General features: G+C 61.5%; 21 protein-coding genes. 3 read left to right on the forward strand and 18 right to left on the reverse strand.

Going from position 1 to position 23,317, the window contains the following annotated elements; genetic code table 11:
- Window positions 1-206: 206 nt before the first annotated feature.
- A complete protein-coding gene (locus tag J3P97_RS24660; RefSeq protein ID WP_015097046.1) occupies window positions 207-629 on the reverse strand; it encodes an OsmC family protein in 423 nt (140 codons plus the stop codon).
- A gap of 237 nt (window positions 630-866) precedes the next feature.
- On the opposite strand from J3P97_RS24660, the gene crp reads away from it, so the two are divergent.
- Window positions 867-1,511, forward strand: a complete 645-nt coding sequence (crp, locus tag J3P97_RS24665; protein ID WP_305498426.1) for a cAMP-activated global transcriptional regulator CRP — start codon at window positions 867-869, stop codon at window positions 1,509-1,511.
- Here crp and J3P97_RS24670 read toward each other — a convergent pair.
- The 4 genes from J3P97_RS24670 to J3P97_RS24685 are packed head-to-tail and all read right to left on the reverse strand — an operon-like array spanning window position 1,508 to window position 4,690.
- Window positions 1,508-2,200, reverse strand: a complete 693-nt coding sequence (locus J3P97_RS24670) for a lipoate--protein ligase family protein (protein ID WP_434672941.1) — start codon at window positions 2,198-2,200, stop codon at window positions 1,508-1,510. The two genes, crp and J3P97_RS24670, sit on opposite strands and share 4 nt — an antisense overlap.
- 4 nt (window positions 2,201-2,204) lie before the next feature.
- On the reverse strand, window positions 2,205-3,041 hold the full coding sequence (gene trpC / locus J3P97_RS24675; protein ID WP_434672942.1) for an indole-3-glycerol phosphate synthase TrpC: 837 nt from the start codon (window positions 3,039-3,041) through the stop codon (window positions 2,205-2,207).
- Window positions 3,038-4,087: an anthranilate phosphoribosyltransferase gene (gene trpD / locus J3P97_RS24680; RefSeq protein ID WP_434672943.1), complete on the reverse strand. Its 1,050-nt coding sequence runs from the start codon at window positions 4,085-4,087 to the stop codon at window positions 3,038-3,040. Before trpD ends, trpC begins: the two co-directional genes overlap by 4 nt.
- 9 nt (window positions 4,088-4,096) lie before the next feature.
- Window positions 4,097-4,690, reverse strand: a complete 594-nt coding sequence (locus J3P97_RS24685) for an aminodeoxychorismate/anthranilate synthase component II (protein WP_018928869.1) — start codon at window positions 4,688-4,690, stop codon at window positions 4,097-4,099.
- Between the two features lie 408 nt (window positions 4,691-5,098).
- Between J3P97_RS24685 and estP the strand changes: the two genes are divergently transcribed.
- Window positions 5,099-7,006, forward strand: coding sequence for an esterase EstP (gene estP, locus J3P97_RS24690; protein ID WP_434672944.1), 1,908 nt, complete (start codon window positions 5,099-5,101; stop codon window positions 7,004-7,006).
- A 51-nt stretch (window positions 7,007-7,057) separates the two neighbouring features.
- Here estP and trpE read toward each other — a convergent pair whose 3' ends face one another.
- The 10 genes from trpE to J3P97_RS24740 form a co-directional block, all read right to left on the reverse strand.
- Window positions 7,058-8,539: an anthranilate synthase component I gene (gene trpE / locus J3P97_RS24695; protein WP_434571437.1), complete on the reverse strand. Its 1,482-nt coding sequence runs from the start codon at window positions 8,537-8,539 to the stop codon at window positions 7,058-7,060.
- A gap of 70 nt (window positions 8,540-8,609) precedes the next feature.
- Window positions 8,610-9,428, reverse strand: a complete 819-nt coding sequence (locus tag J3P97_RS24700; protein ID WP_434672945.1) for a phosphoglycolate phosphatase — start codon at window positions 9,426-9,428, stop codon at window positions 8,610-8,612.
- Complete coding sequence (gene rpe, locus J3P97_RS24705; RefSeq protein WP_305498417.1) at window positions 9,425-10,099, reverse strand: ribulose-phosphate 3-epimerase; 675 nt, start codon at window positions 10,097-10,099, stop codon at window positions 9,425-9,427. The genes J3P97_RS24700 and rpe overlap by 4 nt, the downstream gene beginning before the upstream one ends.
- Before the next feature lie 78 nt (window positions 10,100-10,177).
- Window positions 10,178-11,326 (reverse strand): iron-containing alcohol dehydrogenase, encoded by a 1,149-nt coding sequence (locus tag J3P97_RS24710; protein WP_434672946.1) that lies wholly within the window; start codon window positions 11,324-11,326, stop codon window positions 10,178-10,180.
- Window positions 11,327-11,528: 202 nt separating this feature from the next.
- Window positions 11,529-12,353, reverse strand: a complete 825-nt coding sequence (locus J3P97_RS24715; RefSeq protein ID WP_305498415.1) for an ABC transporter permease — start codon at window positions 12,351-12,353, stop codon at window positions 11,529-11,531.
- Between the two features lie 12 nt (window positions 12,354-12,365).
- Window positions 12,366-13,613, reverse strand: a complete 1,248-nt coding sequence (locus tag J3P97_RS24720; RefSeq protein ID WP_434571431.1) for an ABC transporter permease — start codon at window positions 13,611-13,613, stop codon at window positions 12,366-12,368.
- A gap of 243 nt (window positions 13,614-13,856) precedes the next feature.
- A complete protein-coding gene (locus tag J3P97_RS24725) occupies window positions 13,857-14,900 on the reverse strand; it encodes an ABC transporter substrate-binding protein (protein ID WP_003206153.1) in 1,044 nt (347 codons plus the stop codon).
- Between the two features lie 50 nt (window positions 14,901-14,950).
- Window positions 14,951-16,075, reverse strand: coding sequence for an ABC transporter ATP-binding protein (locus J3P97_RS24730; RefSeq protein ID WP_434672947.1), 1,125 nt, complete (start codon window positions 16,073-16,075; stop codon window positions 14,951-14,953).
- A 345-nt stretch (window positions 16,076-16,420) separates the two neighbouring features.
- Window positions 16,421-17,050 (reverse strand): response regulator, encoded by a 630-nt coding sequence (locus tag J3P97_RS24735; protein WP_047702279.1) that lies wholly within the window; start codon window positions 17,048-17,050, stop codon window positions 16,421-16,423.
- A 124-nt stretch (window positions 17,051-17,174) separates the two neighbouring features.
- Window positions 17,175-19,568, reverse strand: coding sequence for a PAS domain-containing sensor histidine kinase (locus J3P97_RS24740; protein WP_434672948.1), 2,394 nt, complete (start codon window positions 19,566-19,568; stop codon window positions 17,175-17,177).
- Between the two features lie 74 nt (window positions 19,569-19,642).
- On the opposite strand from J3P97_RS24740, the gene J3P97_RS24745 reads away from it, so the two are divergent.
- Window positions 19,643-20,638, forward strand: coding sequence for an alpha/beta hydrolase family protein (locus J3P97_RS24745; RefSeq protein ID WP_434672949.1), 996 nt, complete (start codon window positions 19,643-19,645; stop codon window positions 20,636-20,638).
- Window positions 20,639-20,791: 153 nt separating this feature from the next.
- Here J3P97_RS24745 and J3P97_RS24750 read toward each other — a convergent pair whose 3' ends face one another.
- From J3P97_RS24750 to J3P97_RS24760, 3 genes are read right to left on the reverse strand one after another with little or no spacing between them, the layout of a single operon-like run.
- A complete protein-coding gene (locus J3P97_RS24750) occupies window positions 20,792-21,559 on the reverse strand; it encodes a DnaJ domain-containing protein (protein WP_434571419.1) in 768 nt (255 codons plus the stop codon).
- A 1-nt stretch (window position 21,560) separates the two neighbouring features.
- On the reverse strand, window positions 21,561-22,232 hold the full coding sequence (gene murU, locus J3P97_RS24755) for an N-acetylmuramate alpha-1-phosphate uridylyltransferase MurU (RefSeq protein WP_434672950.1): 672 nt from the start codon (window positions 22,230-22,232) through the stop codon (window positions 21,561-21,563).
- Complete coding sequence (locus J3P97_RS24760) at window positions 22,229-23,254, reverse strand: aminoglycoside phosphotransferase family protein (RefSeq protein ID WP_434672951.1); 1,026 nt, start codon at window positions 23,252-23,254, stop codon at window positions 22,229-22,231. The genes murU and J3P97_RS24760 overlap by 4 nt, the downstream gene beginning before the upstream one ends.
- Window positions 23,255-23,317: the final 63 nt, after the last annotated feature.

The raw sequence follows: 23,317 nt of genomic DNA on the forward strand, positions 1-23,317 counted from the left end.
CGCGTGATCAAGCATGCCCGTCAGATGCGAACGACGCACCTGCGTAGGACGGTTAACACCTCTTCGCGATGGCGATTTTGGTTGTCTGTCCAGGCAATGGATCAGCCCGCGAGCCGATCATTGCCCTGAAAAAAGTGGCGCATTATGCAGATGTCGGCTTCTGACCGCCAGAGCTTGCACTGCATTTGTGATGGTTGGATGTCGATTCAACCCAACTCGATGATTTCATAATCGTGAGTGATTTCAACACCGGCGGCACCGAGCATGATCGAGGCCGAGCAGTATTTCTCGGCGGACAGCTCAATGGCGCGCTTGACCTGGGCTTCCTTCAGTCCACGGCCTTTGACCACGAAGTGCATGTGGATCCTGGTAAACACTTTCGGATCCTCTGTCGCGCGCTCGGCTTCAAGAAACGCTTCGCAACTTTCGACGGCCTGGCGTGACTTCTTGAGAATGCTGACCACATCGAAGTTGCTGCAGCCGCCGACACCGAGCAAGAGCATTTCCATTGGCCGGACACCCAGGTTACGACCGCCGGCATCCGGTGGGCCGTCCATGACGACCACATGACCACTGCCTGATTCACCGAGGAACATGGCTTCGCCAGCCCATTGGATGCGTGCCTTCATCGCCAAGACTCCACTGTTCAAAAAAAGGGGGCGCCAGCTTAGCACAGCGCCCGTTGATGGCAGCGGCATGCCTGATGCCTCTTACGCCAGCGCCTGTAGGTAAATTCTCGAATCTATTACGAATGCCTCTGTTAAGCTGCGCCATCTCGCTGGCGTATGGCCAGCTTTTGGCGATAACCATTCGCCCTCACCCAAAAAACCAAACCACCACACCGCGCAGTCTTTCGGGATACAACCATGGTTGCCATTACTCCCACGTCCAAGATCAAGAACCTCGACAAACTCTTGATGCATTGCCAGCGTCGCCGCTACCCCGCCAAGCACAACATCATTTGCGCAGGCGACCGCTCCGATACGCTGTTTTTCATCATCAAGGGCTCCGTCACTATCCTGATCGAGGACGATGACGGCCGGGAAATGATCATCGCCTACCTCAACTCCGGGGATTTTTTCGGCGAACTGGGATTGTTCGAGCAGGCGGGCAAGGAGCAGGAGCGCAGCGCCTGGGTGCGAGCCAAGGTCGAATGTGAAGTGGCGGAAATCAGCTATGGCAAATTCCGAGAGCTGTCGCAGCAGGATCCAGACATTCTTTATGCCCTCAGCGGACAAATCGCGCAGCGTCTACGCAATACCACCCGCAAAGTCGGTGACCTGGCGTTCTTCGACGTGACCGGTCGCGTCGCCCGCTGCCTGCTGGAACTGTGCAAACAGCCCGACGCCATGACCCATCCGGATGGTATGCAGATCAAAGTGACCCGTCAGGAAATCGGCCGCATCGTTGGCTGCTCCCGAGAGATGGTCGGACGCGTGCTCAAGGACCTGGAAGAGCGCAATCTGGTCAGCGTCAAAGGCAAGACCATGGTCGTGTTCGGGACGCGCTAGAAGTTGCTCAACAGTTCCTGGTAAAGCGCCTCGAGCCGTTCCAGCGCATGAGGCGCCGGGAATTTCTCATGCAGGGCAATGTGGCTCTCGGCACGCACTCGCTGCTCCAGGCCACACGCCTCGTTGAACCGATTGACCGCCGCAACCATGGACTCGCGCTCGTCATCCAGCAATAGGGCGCCATGCACCAGGCCCACCGGCCTCTGGCCGCCCTTGCTTTGCCGCCAGCGCTGGGCGGTACCGACCATTTTTCGGCCGTCCAGATTGACGTTGAAGCGCCCGTCGCAAAACGCGCCCTCCACTTCACCGAGGGAAGCCACCCCGCCCAGCTCATCGAGCAACTGGCAGATCGGATCGCATAGACGCCGATAAGCAGTCTCGATCCGGCCATGGTCACCTTCACTTCGCGGTGGCGCATAGACCAGCGCGATATTGACCGTAGCGCCCGACTGAGGCACTGGCTCGCCACCGGTTTCACGCAGCAGCACCGGCCAGCCGCTTGCAGCCGATACCTCACAGGCAAGTTCAAAACCTGGCAGGCGACTCAAGCGACGCGGCATGACCAGGGCACGATCGCTGGGTTGCCAGAACAGCAAGCCCGATTCAGCGTCACCGGCGCAAACGCTGGCCAGCAGATCCTGTTCGGCCTGCAGGCCGCTTTGAACCGTTAAGGCAATGGCTGGAGGCATCGATTCAGTCCAGCGTCGAGCCGGTTACCGGAACGCCGCGCTCGGGGAAAAACAAGCGCTGCAGTTCTGTACCCGGGCTTTCGGCCCGCATGAAAGCCTCGCCAACCAGGAACGAATACACATCGCTGACTTCCATCAACTCGACATCGGCTCGGTTGAGGATGCCGCTCTCGGTGATGACCAGGCGATCGCGTGGAATTCGCGGCAACAGGTCAAGAGTGGTTTCCAGGCTGACTTCAAACGTATGCAGGTTGCGGTTATTCACGCCGACCAGCTTGGTATCCAGAGTTTTCAGGGCGCGCTCTAGCTCGTCGCCGTCGTGGACTTCCACCAGTACATCCAGGCCCACACCTTTAGCAACTGCGGCCAGCTCGGCCATTTTCACGTCATCCAGGGCGGAAACGATCAACAGCACGCAATCGGCACCCAAGGCCCGCGCCTCGACGATCTGGTACGGATCGATCATGAAATCCTTGCGGATCACCGGCAGCTTGCACGCCGCCCGCGCCTGTTTTAGATAGTCATCGGCGCCTTGGAAAAAATCGACGTCGGTGAGCACCGAAAGGCAGGTCGCACCGCCCTTCTCGTAGCTCCTGGCGATGTCGGCGGGGACGAAGTCCTCACGGATCACACCTTTGCTGGGGGACGCCTTCTTGATTTCGGCGATGACTGCAGGCTGCTTTTTCTTCGCCTGATCGATCAGCGCCTGGGCAAAGCCGCGAGGCGCGTCTGCTGAACGTGCGAGACCTTCCAGCTCGGCGAGGCTGACCCGGCCCCGGCGCTCGGCCACTTCTTCAGCCTTGCGAGCCAGAATGTTTTCCAGAACCGTTGGCACGCTCATCCTTCATTCTCCACTTTGAATACGGCGGTAAACGCGCCCAATTCGTCCAGTTTTTCCCGGGCCAGGCCGGTGTGCAACGCATCATGCGCGAGCTCGACACCTTGCTTGAGGCTGCTGGCGTGATCGGCGGCATACAACGCGGCGCCCGCATTGAGCATGATCATTTCCGCAGCCTTCTGGCCATTCTCGGTTTTACGCCGCCCCAAGGCATCGCGGATCAACTCAAGTGACTGGGCTGGCCCATCCACCGCCAGTCCATGCAGGCTCTGGCTCTTCATGCCGAGGTCTTCAGGTTCGACCCAATATTCGGTGATCTGATCATTTTTTAGCTCGGCCACGAAAGTGGGCGCCGCCAGGCTGAATTCATCCAGGCCGTCTTTTGAATGGACGACCAGCACGTGCTTGCTACCTAAACGTTGCAGGACCTCCGCCAATGGCCGGCACAGCGCCTGGCTGAACACGCCGACCACTTGATGCTTCACACCGGCCGGATTCGTAAGCGGGCCGAGCATGTTGAACAGCGTGCGCAAGCCCAGCTCGCGACGCGGCGCCGCGGCATATTTCATGGCGCCGTGGTGGGTCTGGGCAAACATGAAGCCGATGCCGACGCTATCGATACAACGAGCCACCTGGACCGACGTCAGGTTGAGGTAGATACCGGCGGCTTCCAGCAGATCGGCGCTGCCGCTCTTGCCCGACACCGCACGATTGCCATGCTTGGCGACGGTGCAGCCGGCCGCCGCAACGACAAATGCCGACGCGGTGGAAACGTTGAAGATATTGGCTCCGTCACCACCGGTCCCGACGACATCCACTACACCGTCGAGGGTCTTGAGTTCGACCTTGTCCGCCAACTCGCGCATGGTCGTGACCGCACCGACTATCTCGTCGATGCTCTCGCTCTTCATGCGCATGGCCATCATGAACGCGCCAATCTGCGCGTCCGTGCACTGGCCAGTCATGATCTCCCGCATCACGTCGCGCATCTCGTCGGTGCTCAGGTCGAGCTGGCCGACGATACGGTTCAGGGCTGTCTTGATGTCCATGGAGAGTCCTTAGCGCGTGCCGCCGGTTTGTTTGAGGAAGTTGGCGAACAGTTCGTGGCCCTGCTCGGTGAGGATAGACTCGGGATGAAATTGCACACCCTCGATGTTTAACGTCTTGTGACGCAAACCCATGATTTCGTCCACCGAGCCGTCTTCGAGCTGGGTCCAGGCAGTCAGCTCAAGGCAGTCGGGCAGGGTTTCGCGCTTGACGATCAACGAGTGGTAGCGGGTGACGGTAAGCGGGCGATTCAAGCCTTCGAACACGCCCTTGTCTTCATGAAATACCGGGCTGGTCTTGCCGTGCATCACCTGGCGGGCCCGCACGACATCGCCACCGAACGCCTGGCCGATCGACTGGTGCCCCAGGCAGACACCGAGGATCGGCAGCTTGCCGGCAAAATATTTGATGGCTTCGATTGAGATGCCCGCTTCGGTCGGCGTGCAAGGGCCGGGCGAGACGACGATGCGCTCGGGCTTGAGGGCCTCGATTTCGGCAATGGTCAGCTCATCGTTGCGCACAACCTTGACCTCGGAGCCGAGCTCGCCGAGGTATTGCACAACGTTGTAAGTAAAAGAGTCGTAGTTATCGATCATCAGCAACATGGCGTAAACAACCTATTGAATACACTGACTTGGAATACAGCCTTCGAAGAGTGACCCGCACGGTGCTGCGCTGGACAGGCGAATGATGCGCCTGCGAAGCGGTTTCCAAACGGGTAAAGAAGGCAAATCGGTACAGGTCCGGCGAGCCGGCATGGAACGTTCAGGCGCGCCAACGCCAACGGGCGTGAGCCTTGATCAATTGATTCAGAAGTTTGCTGACAATCGACACGGGGGAAGTCTCGTTCATACGTTCCGGCACAGTAACTTAGCTGGGCGGAGCACGCAATAAGACGGACCCGAAGGGCTTGCAAACAATCGCGATGTTCCCAGATGGGTGGCAGACCGTCGGAAGTTTTTGGTACTGTCGTTTCGTTTTCCCATAAAAATAAGATTGAAAAGGACCTTCTCATGATCAAACAGACCTTGTTTGTACCGATCACCGGCTGCCTGCTGGCCATGGCTTGCGCTTCGGCAAATGCCGCCCCCAACCCCTACTCCAGCTTCATCGTGTTCGGTGACAGCCTCAGTGACGCCGGCCAGTTCACCGATCCGGGCGGCCCGCCCGGGTCAACCTTGCGGGCTACCAACCGAACCGGTCCGATTTATCTGGATGGCAGCGGCGAAGCCTATTCTGCCAACGCCACCCAACTGCTCGGGGGGCGATTGGGCTTTTCCGACGACGAGACCGCGGCCTCCACCTCGGCTGCCCGTGCCCGCGAGGGGCTGGCGGACGGCAACAACTGGGCCGTGGGCGGTTATCGTACCGACCAGATACTCGACTCGATCACCAATATCTCCGACACGGGCGAGCGCAGTCGTGCCGGTTATCTGCCAGCCAATGGCCTACGCGCTGATCCGAACGCACTGTATTACCTGTCCGGCGGCGGTAACGACTTCCTTCAGGGCCGAGTGCTCAACATTGCCCAGGCGAACGCCGCCGCGGACCGCCTGGCCGACAGTGTCCAGGTGCTGCAGACCGCCGGTGCCCGCTACGCGATGGTTTGGCTGCTGCCTGATCTGGGCCTGACGCCGGCCCTCAATGGCACCCCGCTTCAAGAAGCGGTCTCCCTGCTCAGTAATCAGTTCAACCAGCAACTGATCACACGTTTGCAAGGCATCGATGCCGAGATCATTCCGCTGAACGTTCCGCTATTGCTGCAGGAAACCTTTGCCGATCCTGGACGATTCGGCCTTGCCACCGGCGAGAACCTCACCGCCACTTGCTTCAGCGGCAACAGCTGTACGGAAAACCCTACCTACGGCATCAACAGCGCCACGCCTGATCCGAGCAAGCTGATCTATAACGATGCGGTTCACCCCACCGAAACCGGGCAGAAGCTGATTGCCGACTACGCCTATTCCCTGCTCGCAGCGCCGTGGGAACTGACCTTGCTGCCGGAAATGGCCCACTCGACCTTGCGCGCCCACCAGGATGAATTGCGCAGCCAATGGCAATCGGACTGGGAAGATTGGCAGGCGGTAGGTCAATGGCGGGCGATTGTTGCCGGCGGCGGCCAGCATCTGGACATTGATAGCCAAGGCAGCGGTGCAAGCGCCGACGGCAGTGGCTACAACCTGAACATCGGCGGCAGTTACCGTCTCAACGAAGCCTGGCGCATCGGCGTGGCCGCCGGTCTGTACCGCCAGGACATGGACGCAGGCCGCAACGATTCGAACTACAAGCTCAACAGCTACCTCGCCACCGCGTTCGCCCAGTTCCAGCAGAACCGCTGGTGGGCCGACGCCGCGCTGACCGGCGGCAAGCTCGACTACGAGAACCTGGAGCGCAAATTCGACCTGGGCGTCAGCCAGGCGCAGGAAAAAGGCGATACCGACGGTCATCTCTGGGCATTCAGCACACGTGTAGGCTACGACATTGCCCAGCCGGGCAGCCAATGGCACCTGTCACCGTTTGTCAGCGCCGATTATGCGAAGGTCGAGGTCGATGGTTACTCGGAACAGGGCAGCCGCTCCACGGCGCTGACTTTCGACGACCAGACCCGCGATTCAAAACGCCTGGGCATCGGCTTGCAGGGCAAATACAACTTTACCCGCCAGACCCAGGTGTACGGGGAGTATGCCCACGAGCGCGAGTATGAGGACGATACGCAAAAGGTGAACATCGCCCTCAACAGCTTGCCGGCCAATGACTTCACGCTGGAGGGCTACACCCCACAAAGCCACCTCAATCGCCTGAACCTGGGGATCAGCCACAAGTTGACCAGCGATCTCGCGCTGCGGGGCGGTTATACGTTGCGCAAGGATGATGATTTTACCCAGCAAGGGGTGAGCCTGGGGGTCAGCCTGGACTTTTGACGCTCCCACATGGACCCAGTTGCCCTCGCCACAGTTGTTCGGCAAACGCCTTCAGTCGTTCGAGGTCTGCTCGGCCAGGGCCACGGCACGGAACATTGCCCGACGCTTGTTCAGGGTTTCCTCCCATTCCAGCGCGGGCACCGAGTCGGCGACGATGCCGCCGCCGGCCTGCACGTGCAGCTCACCGTTCTTGATCACGGCGGTGCGGATGGCGATGGCCGTGTCCATGTTGCCGTTCCAGGCGAAGTAGCCGACGGCTCCGCCGTACACACCGCGTTTGACCGGCTCCAGCTCGTCGATGATTTCCATGGCGCGGATCTTCGGCGCGCCAGACAAAGTGCCCGCCGGCAGGATCGCTCGCAAGGCGTCCATCGCCGTCAACCCTGCCTTCAACTCCCCGGTGACGTTGGACACGATGTGCATCACGTTGGAGTAGCGCTCGATGACCATTTTCTCGGTGAGTTTCACCGAGCCCACTTCGGAAACCCGGCCAGTGTCGTTGCGTCCCAGATCGATCAGCATCAGGTGCTCGGCGATCTCCTTGGCATCTGACAACAGGTCCTCTTCCAGCGCCCGGTCCGCTTCCTCCGTGGCGCCGCGTGGCCGTGTGCCGGCGATCGGCCGCACGGTGATCAGGTTTTCCTCGACCCGCACCAGCACCTCGGGCGAACTGCCCACGACATGGAAGTCACCGAAGTTGAAGAAGTACATGTAAGGCGTCGGGTTGAAACAGCGCAGCGCCCGGTACAGATCGATCGGCGCGGCCTTGAAGTCGATCGACATCCGTTGCGACGGCACGACCTGCATGCAGTCGCCCGCCAGGATGTATTCCTTGATGGTGTCGACGGCTTTTTCGTAGTCACCCTGGGTGAAACTGGAACGGAACACCGGGTCGGCTGCCGACTGCTTGCTGAAGTCCAGGCCGGGACGCGGGGTGATCGGCTGGCGGAGTTTTTCCAGTAAAGTCTGAAGGCTTTGTTGACCTTGCTCGTAGGCGTCTTCACGGGACGGATCGGCCAGGACGATGGCGTGCATCTTGCCGGCGAGATTGTCGAAGACCACCACCGCATCGGAGACCATCAGCAGAATGTCCGGCACACCCAGCGGATCGGGGTTCGGACAGGTGCCCAGGCGTTTTTCCACATAGCGCACGCAGTCGTAGCCGAAATAACCCACCAGGCCGCCGTTGAAACGTGGCAGGCCGGGGATGGTCGGGACGTTGTAGCGGGCCTTGAAGGATTCAACGAACGCGAGCGGATCCTCGACTTCGTGGCTTTCGATTTCGACGCCATCGTAGGTCACGCTGATGCGATGGTCATGGACTCGCAGCACGGTGCGGCACGGCAGGCCGATCATGGAATAGCGACCCCATTTTTCCCCACCTTGCACCGATTCGAGCAAGTAGGAATTGGGTTGGTCGGCCAACTTGAGGTAGATCGACAGCGGCGTGTCGAAGTCGGCCAGGGTTTCGCAGGCAAGCGGGATGCGGTTGTAGCCGGCAGCGGCTAGACGCAGAAATTCTTCGCGGATCATGGGGTGCCTCGTGGCAAGAGGAGCTGACAGTCAGGTATGCAAACGCGCCGGATAACCGGCCAGGATCACGTCAGGCGCGCCAACGCCAGCGGGCCAGGGCCTTCATGACTTTCATCCAGAGTTTGCGAGTGACCACCACGATGGCGTTTCCAGAAGAGGATTGAACAGCGTCGGGCAACGTTATCTCAGCGGCCGGGTCCAGGCAACCGGGAATTAGCAGGCGCAGATCATCAATCACCAATGTCGGAAATTCCTCGGCAATCGGTCGGCCATGATTGTAGCCGTAGCTCAGGGCAACACATTTGACCCCCGCGGCTTTCGCCGCCAGCACGTCGCTGCGCGAGTCGCCGACAAACAACGATTGGGACGCCGGGATGTTGGCCATTTTCATGACGAAGAACAGCGCGGCCGGGTCGGGCTTTTTCTGCGGCAAGGTGTCGCCGCCGATGATCCAGCGAAAATAACGGCCGATCTTCATCTGATCCAGCAGCGGCGCGACAAAACGCTCCGGCTTGTTGGTGATCAGCGCCATTTCCACGCCCTGCTTGTGCAACCATTTGAGGGTAGAGCGCACGCCCGGATAAACCACGGTCAGTTCGTGGTTGCCTTCATAGGCTTCGTTGAACAGCTCCAGAGCCCGCTCGGCCTCGGCCTCCTCAACGCCCTGGGCATCAATGTGATTGGCCAGCGCCCGGCGCACCAGCACCGGCGCGCCGTTGCCGACCCACTGGCGCACCGCGTCGATGCCGGCAGGCGGACGCCCGAGCTGGAGCAGCATATTGTCCACGGCGGCCGCCAGGTCCGGGACCGAATCGACGAGCGTGCCGTCGAGATCGAACATCACCAGACGCGGCAGGCTGCCGGGAAACAGCTGCTCGAAGCCGCTCATGGACGTGCCAGGGCCAGTTCGGCGCGCATCTTTTCGATCACTGCCTGGTAGTCCGGTGCGTTGAAGATCGCCGAACCGGCGACAAAGGTGTCGGCACCGGCCGCGGCGATTTCGCGGATGTTGTTCACGTTCACGCCGCCGTCGATTTCCAGGCGGATATCCCGGCCCGAGGCATCGATCAGGGCGCGGGCTTCGCGCAGCTTGTCGAGCGTGCCCGGAATGAACTTCTGCCCGCCGAAACCCGGGTTGACGCTCATCAGCAGAACCATGTCGACCTTGTCCATCACGTACTTGAGTACGTCCAGGGGCGTGGCCGGGTTGAACACCAGGCCGGCCTTGCAGCCGCCTTCGCGGATCAATTGCAGGGAGCGGTCGACGTGCAGCGTGGCTTCCGGGTGGAAGGTGATGTAGGTGGCACCGGCCTCGATGAAGTCACCGACGATACGATCCACCGGACTGACCATCAGGTGTGCATCGATTGGTGCGGTGATGCCATATTTGCGCAACGCCGCGCAGACCATCGGGCCGATGGTCAGGTTGGGTACGTAGTGGTTGTCCATGACATCGAAGTGGACGATGTCGGCCCCGGCGGCCAGAACGTTATCCACTTCCTCGCCCAGGCGGGCGAAGTCGGCGGAGAGAATCGACGGAGCAATAGCGAAGGGCTGCATGACGCACCTGTTTTGAGCGAAATCACGATGGCGCGCATTGTATACCTCAAGATTTGGCGCGCCCACCGTGACGCACGATCAATACGCCGCTCGGTAGATCTTCTCGATATCGCCGGCGCTCAGTTTGCGCGGGTTGTTGCGCATCAGCCGCTCTATGCCCGCCGCCTCCGCCGCCATGGACGGAATCACTTCCTCGGTGACGCCCAGGCCACTCAGGCCCTTGGGGATTTCCACCGCGGCACACAACGCCGCCATGGCTTCCACGGCCTCATCCGCGGCTTCGATATCACTCAAATGAGCCGTCTTGATGCCCATGGCTTCGGCAATATCGCGCATGCGCTCGACGCAGGCCATCTTGTTCCAGTGCATGACATACGGCAGCAACAAGGCATTGGCGACGCCATGAGAGACATGGAAACGCCCGCCCAGCGGATAGGCCAGCGCATGCACGGCGCCGACCCCGGCATTGCCGAACGCCATGCCGGCCATCAGGCTGGCGGTGGCCATGTCTTCACGGGCCTGCAAGTGGGACGGGTTGGCGTAGGCCTTGGGCAACGCGCGGGTGATCAGCTTGATCGCGCCGATGGCCAGGGCATCGGTGATCGGCGAGGCGTTGAGTGACAGGTACGACTCGATAGCGTGCACCAACGCATCAACGCCGCTGGCGGCGGTCACGCTGCGCGGACACGTCAGGGTCATCTGCGGGCTGACCAGCGCCACGTCCGGCAGCAGGTAGTCACTGACGATGCCCTTTTTCAGCTGTGCGGCCTTGTCAGAGAGGATCGCCACGTTGGTGACTTCCGAACCGGTACCGGCGGTGGTGGGAATGGCAATCATGGGCGGACCTTTGCGCGGCACCTGATCGACACCGAACATATCCTGCAACTCACCGTGGTAACCGGCATAGACGCCCACGCACTTGGCAATGTCGATGGCGCTGCCGCCACCCAGGCCGATCAGGCCGTCATGCCCGCCGTCGCGGTAGGCTTGCATGCAATCTTCGACGATGGCGATTTCCGGGTCGGGCATGACCCGGTCGAAAATCTCGTAGTTGCGCCCGCCCAGATGCTGCAGCGCCAACTCCACGGTGCCCGACTTGACCAGCGCCGCGTCGGTGACGATCAACGGGTTATCGACATCCAGCCGTGTCAGCTCCGCCGCCAGTTGCTCGATGGCAGCGGCGCCGGTGATCAGTTTGTGGGCGATCTTGAATGAGGAAAGACTCATGTGCGCGGCCTCTTGTTCGAGTGGGGGCTGGCACAAGGATAGCTCGGTATTGGGGGGTGGTCTGTCATTCAGCTTATGAATGCACCGAGGAGCGGATGTGGGAGCGAGCCTGCTCGCGAAAGCGGACCGTCAGTCAACAATTATGTCGACTGGTACACCGCATTCGCGAGCAGGCTCGCTCCCACTGGTTTTGCAGGGGGCCTCAGACTTGGGTCGTACGCAGCTTCTCGCTACGCCCACGCAGCCATTCCAGGGTCAGCAGCAGGATCACCGAGAAGGCGATCAACAACGTAGCCGCGGCGGCGATGGTCGGGCTCAGGTTCTCGCGAATACCGCTGAACATTTGCCGTGGCAGGGTCGCTTGCTCCGGGCCGGCCAGGAACAGGGTCACCACCACTTCATCAAACGAAGTCGCGAAGGCGAACAACGCACCAGAGATGACGCCCGGCGCGATCAACGGCAAGGTCACGCGACGGAACGCGGTCAATGGCGAAGCCCCGAGGCTGGCAGCAGCGCGGACCAGGTTGTGGTTGAACCCTTGCAAGGTCGCCGAGACGGTGATGATGACGAACGGCACACCGAGCACCGCGTGGACGATGATCAGCGAGAAGAAGCTGTTGCCCATCCCCAATGGCGCGAAAAACAGGTAGCTCGCGACACCGATAATCACCACCGGAACCACCATGGGCGAAATCACCAGGGCCATCACCAGCGCCTTGCCCGGGAAATCACCACGAGTCAGGCCGATCGCCGCCAGCGTACCGAAGATCATCGCCAACAGCGTTGCCGCCGGGGCCACGATGATGCTGTTCTTCAACGCCCGCATCCACTCGGCCGAAGCGAAGAAATCGTGGTACCACTGCAACGAAAAGCCCTGCAGCGGATAAACCAGGAAGCTGCCAGAGTTGAACGACAACGGAATGATCACCAGCACCGGCAGGATCAGGAACAACAGGATCAGCCCGCAGAGTATGCGCAAGCTGTAGAACCACACCCGCTCGACGGGGGACATGTAAGGACTCAGCATTTCGATCTCCCCTTAGCTCAGGCGCAGGCGACTGGCGCCCACCAGCCAGCTGTAAATCAGATAAAGCACGATGGTCGCCAGCAACAGCAATCCGCCGAGCGCCGTGGCCATGCCCCAGTTGATACTGGTGTTGGTGTAGAACGCGACGAAGTAGCTGACCATCTGGTCGTTCGGGCTGCCCAGCAGTGCCGGGGTGATGTAGTAGCCGATGGCGAGGATGAACACCAACAGGCACCCGGCACCTACGCCGGCGTAGGTCTGCGGGAAATACACCCGCCAGAAACTGGCGAACGGGTGGCAGCCCAGGGAGATCGCCGCCCGCATGTAGGTGGGCGAGATGCCCTTCATCACGCTGTAGATCGGCAGGATCATGAACGGCAGAAGGATGTGGACCATGGAGATGTAGACGCCGGTGCGGTTGAACACCAGCTCCAGCGGTTTATCGATGACGCCCATGGCCATCAGCGCGCTGTTGATCAATCCGCCCGACTGCAGTAGCACGATCCACGCCGCCACCCGCACCAGGATCGAGGTCCAGAACGGCAGCAGCACGAGGATCATCAACAGGTTGCTCTGGCGTGACGGCAGGTTCGCCAGCAGGTAGGCCAATGGATAGGCGAGCACCAGACAGATGGCGGTAATCACCAGGCCCATCCAGAAAGTACGGGTGAAAATATCCAGGTAGATCGCCTGGTCGGGGGTGGCCGGGGCCAGTTCACCGAGATCGTCGATGCGGTGATCGACGGCCGCCAGCAGGTAGTAAGGCGTGACATTACTGGTGTTGCGCCGGATCACCTGCCAGTACGCGGGGTCGCCCCAGCGTTCGTCGAGGCTTTCCAGTGCTTCTTTATAAGAGGCCGGCTCGGTGGCGAACGGCAGCGCGCGAGCAGTCTTGGTCAGCAGGCTGCGGTAGCCGGCCAGTTCCATGTTCAGGCGCTTGGACAAATCGCCCAGGGTCTGATTCTTGCGGGCTTCGGCCAGATCTTCACTGGCAGCCTTGTACACCGGCTCGCTTGGCAAACCGCGTCCGTCCCATGCTGCGACGGCAGCGACAGTGCGCGGCATCGCGCCCACCACTTCCGGGTTGCTGACGCTTTTGAACAGCAGCGCCACGATCGGCACCAGGAACACCAGCAGCAAAAACAGCACCAGCGGCGCGATCAAGGCCTGGGCCTTCCAGCGGTTGAGCCGCTCGGCGCGCTTGAGTCGCTGCTTGAGGGTGGGGCTGGTGCCCGCGTTCAGTGGAACGGCGATGGCCATGGCGAACTCCGCAAATCTCTTTGATCGTTACAGGGGCGGCGAGCCGCCTCTGTTCTTTTGAAACCGCAACCTGGTGGTATGCGTGGTCGTGGCGAGGGAGCTTGCTCCCGCTGGGCCGTGAAGCGGCCCCAAAATTTTGTCGGCAATGCCAATTTTGTGAGTGCTGCGCACTGGAGCGCCAGCCCGGTCAAGCGGGAGCAAGCTCCCTCGCCACAAAAGCCTCGCCTCACAGGATGACGTGGGTTACTTCGCCGCCCAGGAGTTGAAGCGCTGCTCCAGTTGCTCGCCGTTGTCAGCCCAGAAGCTGACGTCGATCTGCACCTGGTTGGCGATGTTTTCCGGGGTGGTCGGCATGTCTTTCAGCACATCCTTGGCCAGCAACGGCACGGCCTGGGTATTCGCAGGACCGTAGGCGATGTTTTCCGAGTAGGTTTTCTGCTGCTGCGGCGCCACCGAGAAGGCGATGAATTTTTTCGCAGCTTCGGCGCGAGTCTTGTCCAGGCCACGCGGGATGGCCCAGGCGTCGAAGTCGTAGATGCCACCGTTCCACACCACCTTCAGGTTGCTCTCTTTCTGTACCGCGGCGATCCGGCCGTTGTACGCAGAGCTCATGACCACGTCACCGGAAGCAAGGTACTGCGGTGGCTGGGCACCGGCTTCCCACCACTGGATGTTCGGCTTGAGCTCATCGAGCTTCTTGAAGGCGCGATCCTGGCCGTCTTTGCCGGCCAGCACCTTGTAGACGTCCTTCGGCGCCACGCCGTCGGCCATCAAGGCGAATTCCAGGGTGTACTTGGCGCCTTTGCGCAGGCCGCGCTTGCCCGGGAATTGCTTGGTGTCCCAGAAGTCCGCCCAACTGGTCGGCGCGGTCTTCAGTTTGTCGGCGTTGTAGGCCAGCACGGTCGACCACACGAAGAAGCCCACGCCGCAAGGCTGGATGGCGCCTTTGACGTAGTCTTCGGCCTTGCCGAACAGGGCCGGATCGAGTTGCTCGAACATGTCTTCGTCGCAGCCACGGGACAATTCCGGCGACTCGACTTCCACCAGGTCCCACGAGACGCTCTTGGTGTCGACCATGGCCTTGACCTTGGCCATTTCGCCGTTGTATTCGCCAGCCACGATCTTGCCGTTGCCAGCCGCTTCCCACGGTGCGTAGAAGGCTTTGACCTGAGCCGCCTTGTTCGCCCCGCCGAAAGACACCACGGTCAGGTCCGGGCCCGCCGCCATCGCGCTTGCCGCACCCATCATGCCCAGTGTCAGGGCTGTGAACTTCAGGGATCTCAACATTTATTGTTCTCTCCACGTGCAGGGTTGGTGTTGGTACAGCAGGGGGGCGATCAATTCGCCTCTAGAAGCGGATCGAGCGCGCGTACGTGCTCGACCTGCCAGCCAAGCGGAACCACGTCCCCGACAGCAAGCCCGGGGTCGAGCTCGGCAATCGGTTGTTTCACGAAGAAGTCGTTCTTGCCGCAGACTTCGAGGCGAACCCGGACGTGGTCGCCCAGATAGATGAATTCCGCCACCCTCCCTGAGAAGCGGTTGATACATTGTTCGCTGGCGCCGTTGAGGCTCACCCGCTCCGGGCGGATCGACAAGGTGACGGGTTCGCCGGGCTTGCCGACATTGACCGCCAGGGCCTCGACCTTTTCGCCACGTCCCAGCTCCACCACGCAACGGTCACCGGTGTGACTGTGCAGGCGGCCGTTAAGGCGGTTGTTCTCGCCGATGAAGTTGGCGACGAAGGTGTTCTTCGGTTCCTCATAGAGTGTGCGCGGCGGGGCGATCTGCTGGATCTCGCCCTGGTGGAACACCGCCACGCGGTCGGACATGGTCAGGGCTTCCCCTTGGTCGTGCGTCACGTAGACCACGGTCACGCCCAGGCGCTGGTGCAGGTGTTTGATTTCCATCTGCATGTGTTCGCGCAATTGCTTGTCCAGTGCGCCGAGAGGCTCGTCCATCAGCACCAGTTGCGGCTCGAATACCAGCGCCCGGGCCAGGGCCACGCGCTGTTGCTGGCCGCCGGACAACTGCGCCGGATAACGTTGGGCGAAGGTGTCCAACTGGACCATGCTCAAGACACGCTTGACCCGATCGCCGACGTCGCTTTTGTTCAGGCCGCGGACGGTCAGCGGGAATGCCAGGTTTTCGGCGACGGTCATGTGCGGGAACAAGGCGTAGTTCTGGAACACCATGCCGATGTCACGCTTGTGCGGCGGCACGTTGTTGATGGAGCGCCCGGCCAGCTGGATCTCGCCGGCGGTCGGGGTCTCGAAGCCTGCGAGCATCATCAGGCTGGTGGTCTTGCCGGAGCCGGAAGGCCCGAGCAGGGTCAGGAATTCACCTTTACGAATGTCCAGGTTGAGGTCCTTGACGATCAGGTTCTCGCCGTCGTAGCTCTTTTGCACACCACGAAAGCTGACCAGCACATCACCGGCCCCCGCGCTTGAATCCACCTGGCTCATACCCGCACCTTTTGTATTGATGACTGCTTGTGAGTCAAGCCTAGTGGAGCCCGACATCCACGCAAATCGGGCCGCAGGAGAGAATCGCCTCAGCCGGATGGAAGCGTCGGGGTAGGGATTGCCCTACAAGGATGGCGGGATTGGATAAGTGCAGCGGTGAGTTTCAAGCGGCAAGCTGCAAGCAGGGGCAAAAGCGCTGTTGGGGTGTGTCGCAAATGGATATGCCAACACGAGACACTGTGGGAGCGAGCCTGCTCGCGAATACGGTGCGGCATCCAGCATCGATGCTGAATGGTCCAACGCTTTCGCGAGCAGGCTCGCTCCCACCGGGGAATGGGGGGAGGCCTAGAGCAACTTGTGCTCCATCGCGTATTTCACCAGCTCGGCCAACGAGGTGATGTTGAGTTTCTGCATCAGCCGCGCCTTATGGGTGCTGATGGTCTTGCTGCTCAGGGCGAGTTGCTGGGCGATGTCGTTGACGTTGGCACCTTGGGCCAGGCGTTCGAAAACCGAGAATTCACGCTCCGACAGCAGGGAGTGCAGCGGCCGTGTGTCGGTCAGGCCCACTTCGAAGACCATGCGGTCGGCAAGGTCCGGGTCAATGTAGCGCCCACCCGCCGCGACCTTGCGGATCGCCATGAGCAGCAAAGCGGGATCGCTGTCTTTGGTGGCGTAGCCAGCGGCGCCGACTTTCAAGGCCCGAGCGGCCATTTGCGCCTCGTCATGCATCGACAACACCAGGATGGCCGGCGGATTGTTCAGCGCACGGATCCGTGGGATTGCCTCAAGGCCGTTGACGCCCGGCATGGAAATATCCAGCAGCACCACCTCGCAAGGCACGTGTCGCAGGGTCTCGAGCAGCTGTTCGCCATTGCTCGCCTCCCCTGCCACCACCAGATCCTTGGCCAGGCCGATCAATTGCTTGATGCCTTCGCGGACGATGGTGTGGTCTTCAGCTACCAGTACACGGATCACGGCTCTTCTCCAGATTCAGAATCTCATGTGCGGGCAAGCTCGCGCCCACATTGATTGAGGCGTACACAAACCTTGTGGGAGCGAGCCTGCTCGCGATGGCGTCAGCCCAGGCAACAGAAAACCATCAGGCCTCACCCAAAGGCACCCGCACCGACAAGGTCGTCCCCTCCCCCGGCTCACTGTCCAGGGTCAATTGCCCGCCCATGATCAGCACCCGCTCACGCATGCCGACCAGGCCAAAGGACGTTGGCCGGCCCGTATCGGCAATAAATCCTACACCGTCGTCGCTGACCGTCAGACATAAATCAGCGCCTTGTTGAGCCAACGTCAACTCCACAGTATGCGCCTGGGCATGGCGCATCACATTGGTCAGTGCTTCCTGGAGAATCCGGAACAGGCCGATGGCCTTGGCGTCGCTCAATGCCGGCAGGTTGTCCGGCACCTGCACCAGGCACGGAATCTGCGTGCGCGCCTCGAAACGGCGGGCCTGCCATTCGATGGCCGAGGCAATACCGGCATCGAGGATCGGCGGGCGCAACGCCGTCGCCACGTCCCGCACCAACTGAAACAATTGGGCGATCAGGCGCTTCATGCTGTTGAGCCGTTCTTGCAGGCCCGGGTCAAGTTGCGCGTAGGCCAGTTCACACATGGACGTCTCCAGCTTCAGCACCGTGAGCATTTGCCCCAGTTCGTCGTGGACTTCCCGAGCAATGCGCGCTTTCTCTTCTTCCCGTACGCTTTCCAGGTGCGCCGACAGTTCACGCAACTGCTCCCGGGAACTGGCCAATTCCAGCTCGACACGTTTGCTTTCGGTGATGTCCCAGACAATGCCGTCCCAGACATAGGCGCCATCTTCGAGCCGACGCGTGATCGCCTTGATCTCGGCCCAGCGCTCCTGGCCTTCGCGAGTGAGGATACGGCCTTGCCAAGACCAATCGCTGTCGCTGTCCAGCGCCTGGTCCTGGGTGCGGTGGTAATCGGCCTTGTCCTGCGGGTGCACCAGGCTGCGCAGCCCGGTATCGCTGCGGGCCAGTACTGCGGGGGAGTAGCCCACCAGGCTTTCGCTGCCTTCGCTGATATAGGCGAAGTCGATCTGGCCGGTCACCGGTGCTCGCTCCAGGCGAAAGACCAGGCCCGGCACATTGGCTGCAATGCCCTGCAGCCGCGCCTCGCTTTCACGCAACGCAGCCAGCGCGCGACGACGCTCGGTCACGTCATTGAGGTAGACCACCAGGTATTCCGCGTCACGAAAACGCAGGAAACTCAAGGAAACATCCGCCGGCAGGATACTGCCATCGGCCCGCACGCATTCGGTTTCGAAACTCTGCGGCCCGTCTTCGCTGGCACGGGCGCGCTTCCACAGGTTAAGCCAGCGGTCCATGTGCAGGCCTGGCTCGAAGTCGATCAGCGGCCGATCGATGATCGCGCCTGGCGCATAACCCAGCATGGTTTCGGCGGCGCGATTGGCGTAGCGCACATGGCTGTCCCAATTCACCCAGAGGATCCCGACCGTGCTTTGATCGATGGAAAACTGTGTCAGGCGCAAGGCTTCTTCACTGGCCGCGCGCTGGGCGATGTCCTCGCGCGCCGAGCGCAGGCGACGTTCCAGCCCGCGTTGCTGACGGCGTTGCCAGAACACGATGGAGACACTGCTCAGCAGCAAGGCGAGCATCAGCAGGGTCAGGTTCTGCCAGAAGCCAGGCGTCTCGGTCAGGCGTGGGTATTTGGGCTTGATCCAACGGTTGTGCAGTTGCTCCAGCTCCTTGGCGGGAATCGCCTGCAAGCCCTTGTCGACGATTTCGGCCAACTGCGGCCAGTCCCGGCGCGTGGCGACCCTGAGCAGTTGCGGCAGGCCGATGTCACCCACCACCACCAATCCGGAAAACTCCGGCTCGACCATCAGGCGCCCCAACTGCGCCTCGTCGATCACGGCGTAGCGTGCCTGCTGGCTCAATAGAAGCTGCAGGGCCTGGCGCTCCATCGGCACGCCTTGCAGATTCAGCATCGGGTAGTTGCTGCGCAAGTAATCGGCCGTGACGCTGGGCATGCGTACCACCACCCGGGCCTGGGGGTCGAGCCTCTCCAACTCCACGCCTTCGGCGCCCTTCTGCTCGCCTACGATCAACTGCGGCACACGCATGTAAGGGTCGGAAAACTGCCAGAGCCGCAGGCCCGCCGGGGTCTGCGTCAAACCCGGCGCGACATCCACTTCTCCGTTGCGCACCGCGGCTTCCAGTTGCGCGACATCTTGGAAGTTGCGCCAGGTCAGCTCGACGTTCAATGCCTTGGCCAGCCATTGCATCAATTCGACGTGAGTGCCGGACAGACGCTGCAAGCGCCGGTCGTACTGTGCGTAGGGCGCCTGCAGCACCAGGCCGACGCGCAACTGCGGATGCTCCGCCAGCCATTGGCGCTGACCCGCGCTCAACTGCACCGTCTGCGCCTGTGGCGCGGGTGCAGCCCACGCCATCAAGGGAAGCCATAGACAGCCGATAACCCACAGGCAAACACGCATCATCGAAATCTCACGCACTGACAAATACTGACCAACCCATTAGGCTGCCGGAAATACTTCTGGTCATGGAATATCCGATGTCCTTTGTTAACCGCCTGACACTGTCTGCATTGTGCCTGTCGCTGATCCTGCCGAGTGCATTTTCTGTACAGGCCGGTGAAACGACGCCCGCCGCGGCAGATCAACCCGCCGAGGCGAAACCGGCCGAGCGCCAGCCGTTGCTCGAGCGTAGCCAGGAAGAAGCGGCGGCGCTCGCGCGAAAAGTCCCAGCCCAGGAACAGCAACAGCTGCAAACCGGTAGCGATGCTTTCCTTGCCCTCTGGAAGCCGGCCAACACCAGCGAGCCCAAGGGCGTGGTCATCATCATCCCTGGCGCCGGCGAAACGGCTGACTGGCCGCAAGTCATCAGTCCGCTGCGCAAAAAACTGCCGGATGCCGAATGGAGCAGCCTGAGTATTACGCTGCCGGACATGCAGAGCGACGTTATCGCACCCCGCGCGGCGGAAACACCGCCGGAGACCAAGCCGGCCGACATCGCTGCTGCAGCCCCCGACGCGACCACCGCAGCCCCGATCGAGCAGGTCGCCGGCGGCGAGGCCGACGCGGCTGAGCCGGCCTCCGCCGAAACCGGCGAAGAATCCGACAAGGCCGACGCCGAACGGATTTTCGCCCGTATCGACGCGGCATTGGCCTACGCCGAGCAACAGAGCGCCCGCAGTATCGTCCTGCTGGGCCACGGCACCGGTGCCTATTGGGCGGCGCGCTATCTTGGCGAAAGACAACCCACGCAAATCCAGCGCTTCGTGATGGTCGCGGCCCAGACACCCGTCACCGCCAAGCCCGGCCTCGCCGAGCTGACACCGAACCTGAAGCTGGCAACGGCGGACATCTTTTATATGGACAAACCGACGGACCGCAACGCAGCCCTGGAGCGCCTGCAAGCCAGCAAACGACTGAAAGGGTCGAGCTTCAGCCAGGTTTCCCTCAAGGCACTGCCCAACGCAACGGCGCAGCAGGAGCAGCTGTTTCGACGGGTTCGGGGGTGGTTGAGTCCGCAAAGTCCGGAGCAGTGAGACCTTGCCGCCTGCTTCTGTGGCGAGGGAGCTTGCTCCCGCTCGGCTGCGCAGCAGTCGTAATCCGCTTAGCATAATTATCTGGGAAGTGCGGCGCCTGGTTTGGGTCCGCTTCGCGGACCAGCGGGAGCAAGCTCCCTCGCCACGGGTGTACTAGCGAAAATCCCTGCGCTCGCGAATCACTCGATAGGCGTTGTGCAGCTCGCGGGTCTTGTCGGTCGCTTCGCGTACCTGCAAGGCTGTCGCCCCGCTGCCAGCGATCTTGTCCGGGTGATGACGACTGATCAGGCGGCGATAAGCGCGCTTGATTTGCGACGGTTCGCTGTTGGCCGAAACCCCCAAGAGCCGCAACGCCTCCTGATACGTCAAGCCACTGCTGGGCAGCCCCGGTTTCTGCGGCTCGTAGTCCATCGCCAAGGCCTGGACCTGCTGCGGCGTCCAACCCAGCCACTTGCCCCACTGAGCGAGCAACTCACGTTCGGCTACACCGGCACGGCCGTCGGCCCAGACCATCCGCCAGCAGGCCCGAAGCACGCCTTCAGCCGCATGCGGCTGGGCACTCAGGCGACGCAGGTAACCACGCAGCCGATCGTTTCCCGATTTGCCCCGATTAAAGGCCGCGATAGCCCGACGTTGCGCCGGTTCGCTCAGATCCAGCGCGCGCATTTCCAGACGCGCCTGCTGGATGTGACCATCGACCACGCGCCCGTCGATCTTCGCCAGGCGACCGAGCAACACGAACAACAGTTCATCGTTGCGCAACGCCGGGCGCCCGCCCAGGCGTTCGCGCACCTGGGCCCAGCCGTGCAGATTCAGACGCCGGTCCAGCGCCTGCCCCAACAATGCGCCGAGCATGGCCCCCGGGATGCTGGCAATGGCAAAGCCCGCCCCCGCTCCAATCAGAGTCCCTGGCCACCACATATCAACAGCTCGCTTCTATCAGTTTTTCGACTTGCGACAAACGTTCGTGAGTACCCACATCGACCCAGCGTCCTTCCAGGCGCGAACCGCTGACCTGCCCTGCGGCCATGGCGCGGCGAAACAGCGGGGCCAGCTTGAATGCGCCATCGGCGCAGCCGGCAAACAGCTGTGGATCCAGCACGGCGATGCCGCTGTATGTCAGCTTATCGGCACCAGGTTCGCCGTCATTAACCTGGCCGCCAGCCAGAATGAAATCGCCCTTGGGGTGATGCTCCGGATTGTCCACCAGCACCAGGTGCGCCAACCCCGGAATCGGCCGACGCAGGGCGCTGAAATCATAATCGGTCCAGATGTCGCCGTTGACCACCAGGAACGCCTCGTTACCCAGCAGCGGCAGCGCGCGGAAAATTCCGCCGCCGGTTTCCAGCGGCTCACCCTCCGGCGAATAGCGGATCTGCACGCCAAACCGCGAACCGTCGCCGAGGTGATCTTCGATCTGCTGGCCGAGCCAGGCATGGTTGATCACGATTTCGGTGAACCCGGCCGCGGCCAATGCCCGCAGGTGGTACTCGATCAACGGGATGCCGCCGACGCGAATCAACGGTTTGGGGGTAGTGAGGGTCAGGGGCCGCATGCGCTCGCCTTTGCCCGCCGCCAGGATCATCGCCTTCATGCGCTCGCTCCATCCGCTTGACGCAGGCTGCGGAGCAACTCGTCCAAGGGTGCCAGTTCCGGACGACGGGCAATGACCGCTTCTATATAGGCAAAGAAACGCGGCACGTCAGCCAGGTAACGTGGCTTGCCATCGCGGTGGCAAATGCGCGCGAAGATGCCGATCACCTTGAGATGGCGTTGCACGCCCATCAGGTCGCTGGCACGCAGGAAATCCTCGAAATCCGGCTGGACCGGAATGCCGAGCGTGCCGGCCTGCCGCCAATAATCTTCCAGCCAGCCGCGCACGCGCGCTTGCGGCCAACTGAGGAAGGCGTCCTTGAACAGGCACGTCACGTCGTAGGTCACCGGGCCATAGACCGCGTCCTGGAAATCCAGCACGCCTGGGTTGGGTTCGCTGAGCATCAGGTTGCGCGGCATGTAGTCGCGGTGCACCAACACTTTCGGTTGGGCCAGGGCACTGTTGATCAGCAGGTCGGAGGCCTGCTGCCACAGTTGCTGCTGGGCCGTATCGAACTCGACTCCCAGCTCACGCTTGACGTACCACTCGGGAAACAAGTCCAACTCGCGACGCAATAACGCGAGGTCGTAGCTGGGCAGCGGCGCGACCATCGGCAGTTGCTGAAAAGCCAACAAGGCTTGCAGGGCATCGCTGAACAGATCGTCGGCATTTTCGCCGTTGATCACGTCCAGATAGGTCTGGTTGCCCAGGTCATTGAGCAAAAGAAACCCGCGTTCGAGGTCTTCGGCATAAATTTTCGGCACGTTGATCCCGGATTTCGCCAGCAAAAAAGCAATATCCACGAACGGTTTGCAGTTTTCCTGGGGCGGTGGCGCGTCCATCACGATCAGGCTGCGGCCCTCCCCCTGCCAGCGGAAGTACCGCCGGAAACTCGCGTCACTGCTGGCCGCGGTCAATGTGGCCGGGGGTACGGCGCCCCAGCCTTGCTGGGTGAAGAGGATTGGTAGCTGCTCATCGAGCCAAACTTTCAGGTGTTGCAAGCGTACATCTTGGTCAGGCATTGCAAGGGTCTCCGACGGCGCTAGCCGTCAAGCGGGTCATGCTTTATTATCCAGCATCTTTTT

Origin of the sequence: Pseudomonas sp. R1-15, from assembly GCF_051132085.1 — a bacterium.
Lineage (GTDB): Bacteria > Pseudomonadota > Gammaproteobacteria > Pseudomonadales > Pseudomonadaceae > Aquipseudomonas.

Coding starts and splice junctions, on each gene's coding strand:
- crp (WP_305498426.1), top strand. CDS start 867: ATGGTTGCCATTACTCCCACGTCCAAGATCAAGAACCTCGACAAACTC.
- trpD (WP_434672943.1), bottom strand. CDS start 4,087: ATGGACATCAAGACAGCCCTGAACCGTATCGTCGGCCAGCTCGACCTG.
- estP (WP_434672944.1), top strand. CDS start 5,099: ATGATCAAACAGACCTTGTTTGTACCGATCACCGGCTGCCTGCTGGCC.
- J3P97_RS24745 (WP_434672949.1), top strand. CDS start 19,643: ATGTCCTTTGTTAACCGCCTGACACTGTCTGCATTGTGCCTGTCGCTG.
- trpC (WP_434672942.1), bottom strand. CDS start 3,041: ATGAGCGTGCCAACGGTTCTGGAAAACATTCTGGCTCGCAAGGCTGAA.
- J3P97_RS24760 (WP_434672951.1), bottom strand. CDS start 23,254: ATGCCTGACCAAGATGTACGCTTGCAACACCTGAAAGTTTGGCTCGAT.
- murU (WP_434672950.1), bottom strand. CDS start 22,232: ATGAAGGCGATGATCCTGGCGGCGGGCAAAGGCGAGCGCATGCGGCCC.
- rpe (WP_305498417.1), bottom strand. CDS start 10,099: ATGCAGCCCTTCGCTATTGCTCCGTCGATTCTCTCCGCCGACTTCGCC.
- J3P97_RS24715 (WP_305498415.1), bottom strand. CDS start 12,353: ATGCTGAGTCCTTACATGTCCCCCGTCGAGCGGGTGTGGTTCTACAGC.
- trpE (WP_434571437.1), bottom strand. CDS start 8,539: ATGATCCGCGAAGAATTTCTGCGTCTAGCCGCTGCCGGCTACAACCGC.
- J3P97_RS24740 (WP_434672948.1), bottom strand. CDS start 19,568: ATGATGCGTGTTTGCCTGTGGGTTATCGGCTGTCTATGGCTTCCCTTG.
- J3P97_RS24730 (WP_434672947.1), bottom strand. CDS start 16,075: ATGAGCCAGGTGGATTCAAGCGCGGGGGCCGGTGATGTGCTGGTCAGC.
- J3P97_RS24670 (WP_434672941.1), bottom strand. CDS start 2,200: ATGCCTCCAGCCATTGCCTTAACGGTTCAAAGCGGCCTGCAGGCCGAA.
- J3P97_RS24685 (WP_018928869.1), bottom strand. CDS start 4,690: ATGTTGCTGATGATCGATAACTACGACTCTTTTACTTACAACGTTGTG.
- J3P97_RS24660 (WP_015097046.1), bottom strand. CDS start 629: ATGAAGGCACGCATCCAATGGGCTGGCGAAGCCATGTTCCTCGGTGAA.
- J3P97_RS24725 (WP_003206153.1), bottom strand. CDS start 14,900: ATGTTGAGATCCCTGAAGTTCACAGCCCTGACACTGGGCATGATGGGT.
- J3P97_RS24710 (WP_434672946.1), bottom strand. CDS start 11,326: ATGAGTCTTTCCTCATTCAAGATCGCCCACAAACTGATCACCGGCGCC.
- J3P97_RS24700 (WP_434672945.1), bottom strand. CDS start 9,428: ATGAGCGGCTTCGAGCAGCTGTTTCCCGGCAGCCTGCCGCGTCTGGTG.
- J3P97_RS24750 (WP_434571419.1), bottom strand. CDS start 21,559: ATGTGGTGGCCAGGGACTCTGATTGGAGCGGGGGCGGGCTTTGCCATT.
- J3P97_RS24720 (WP_434571431.1), bottom strand. CDS start 13,613: ATGGCCATCGCCGTTCCACTGAACGCGGGCACCAGCCCCACCCTCAAG.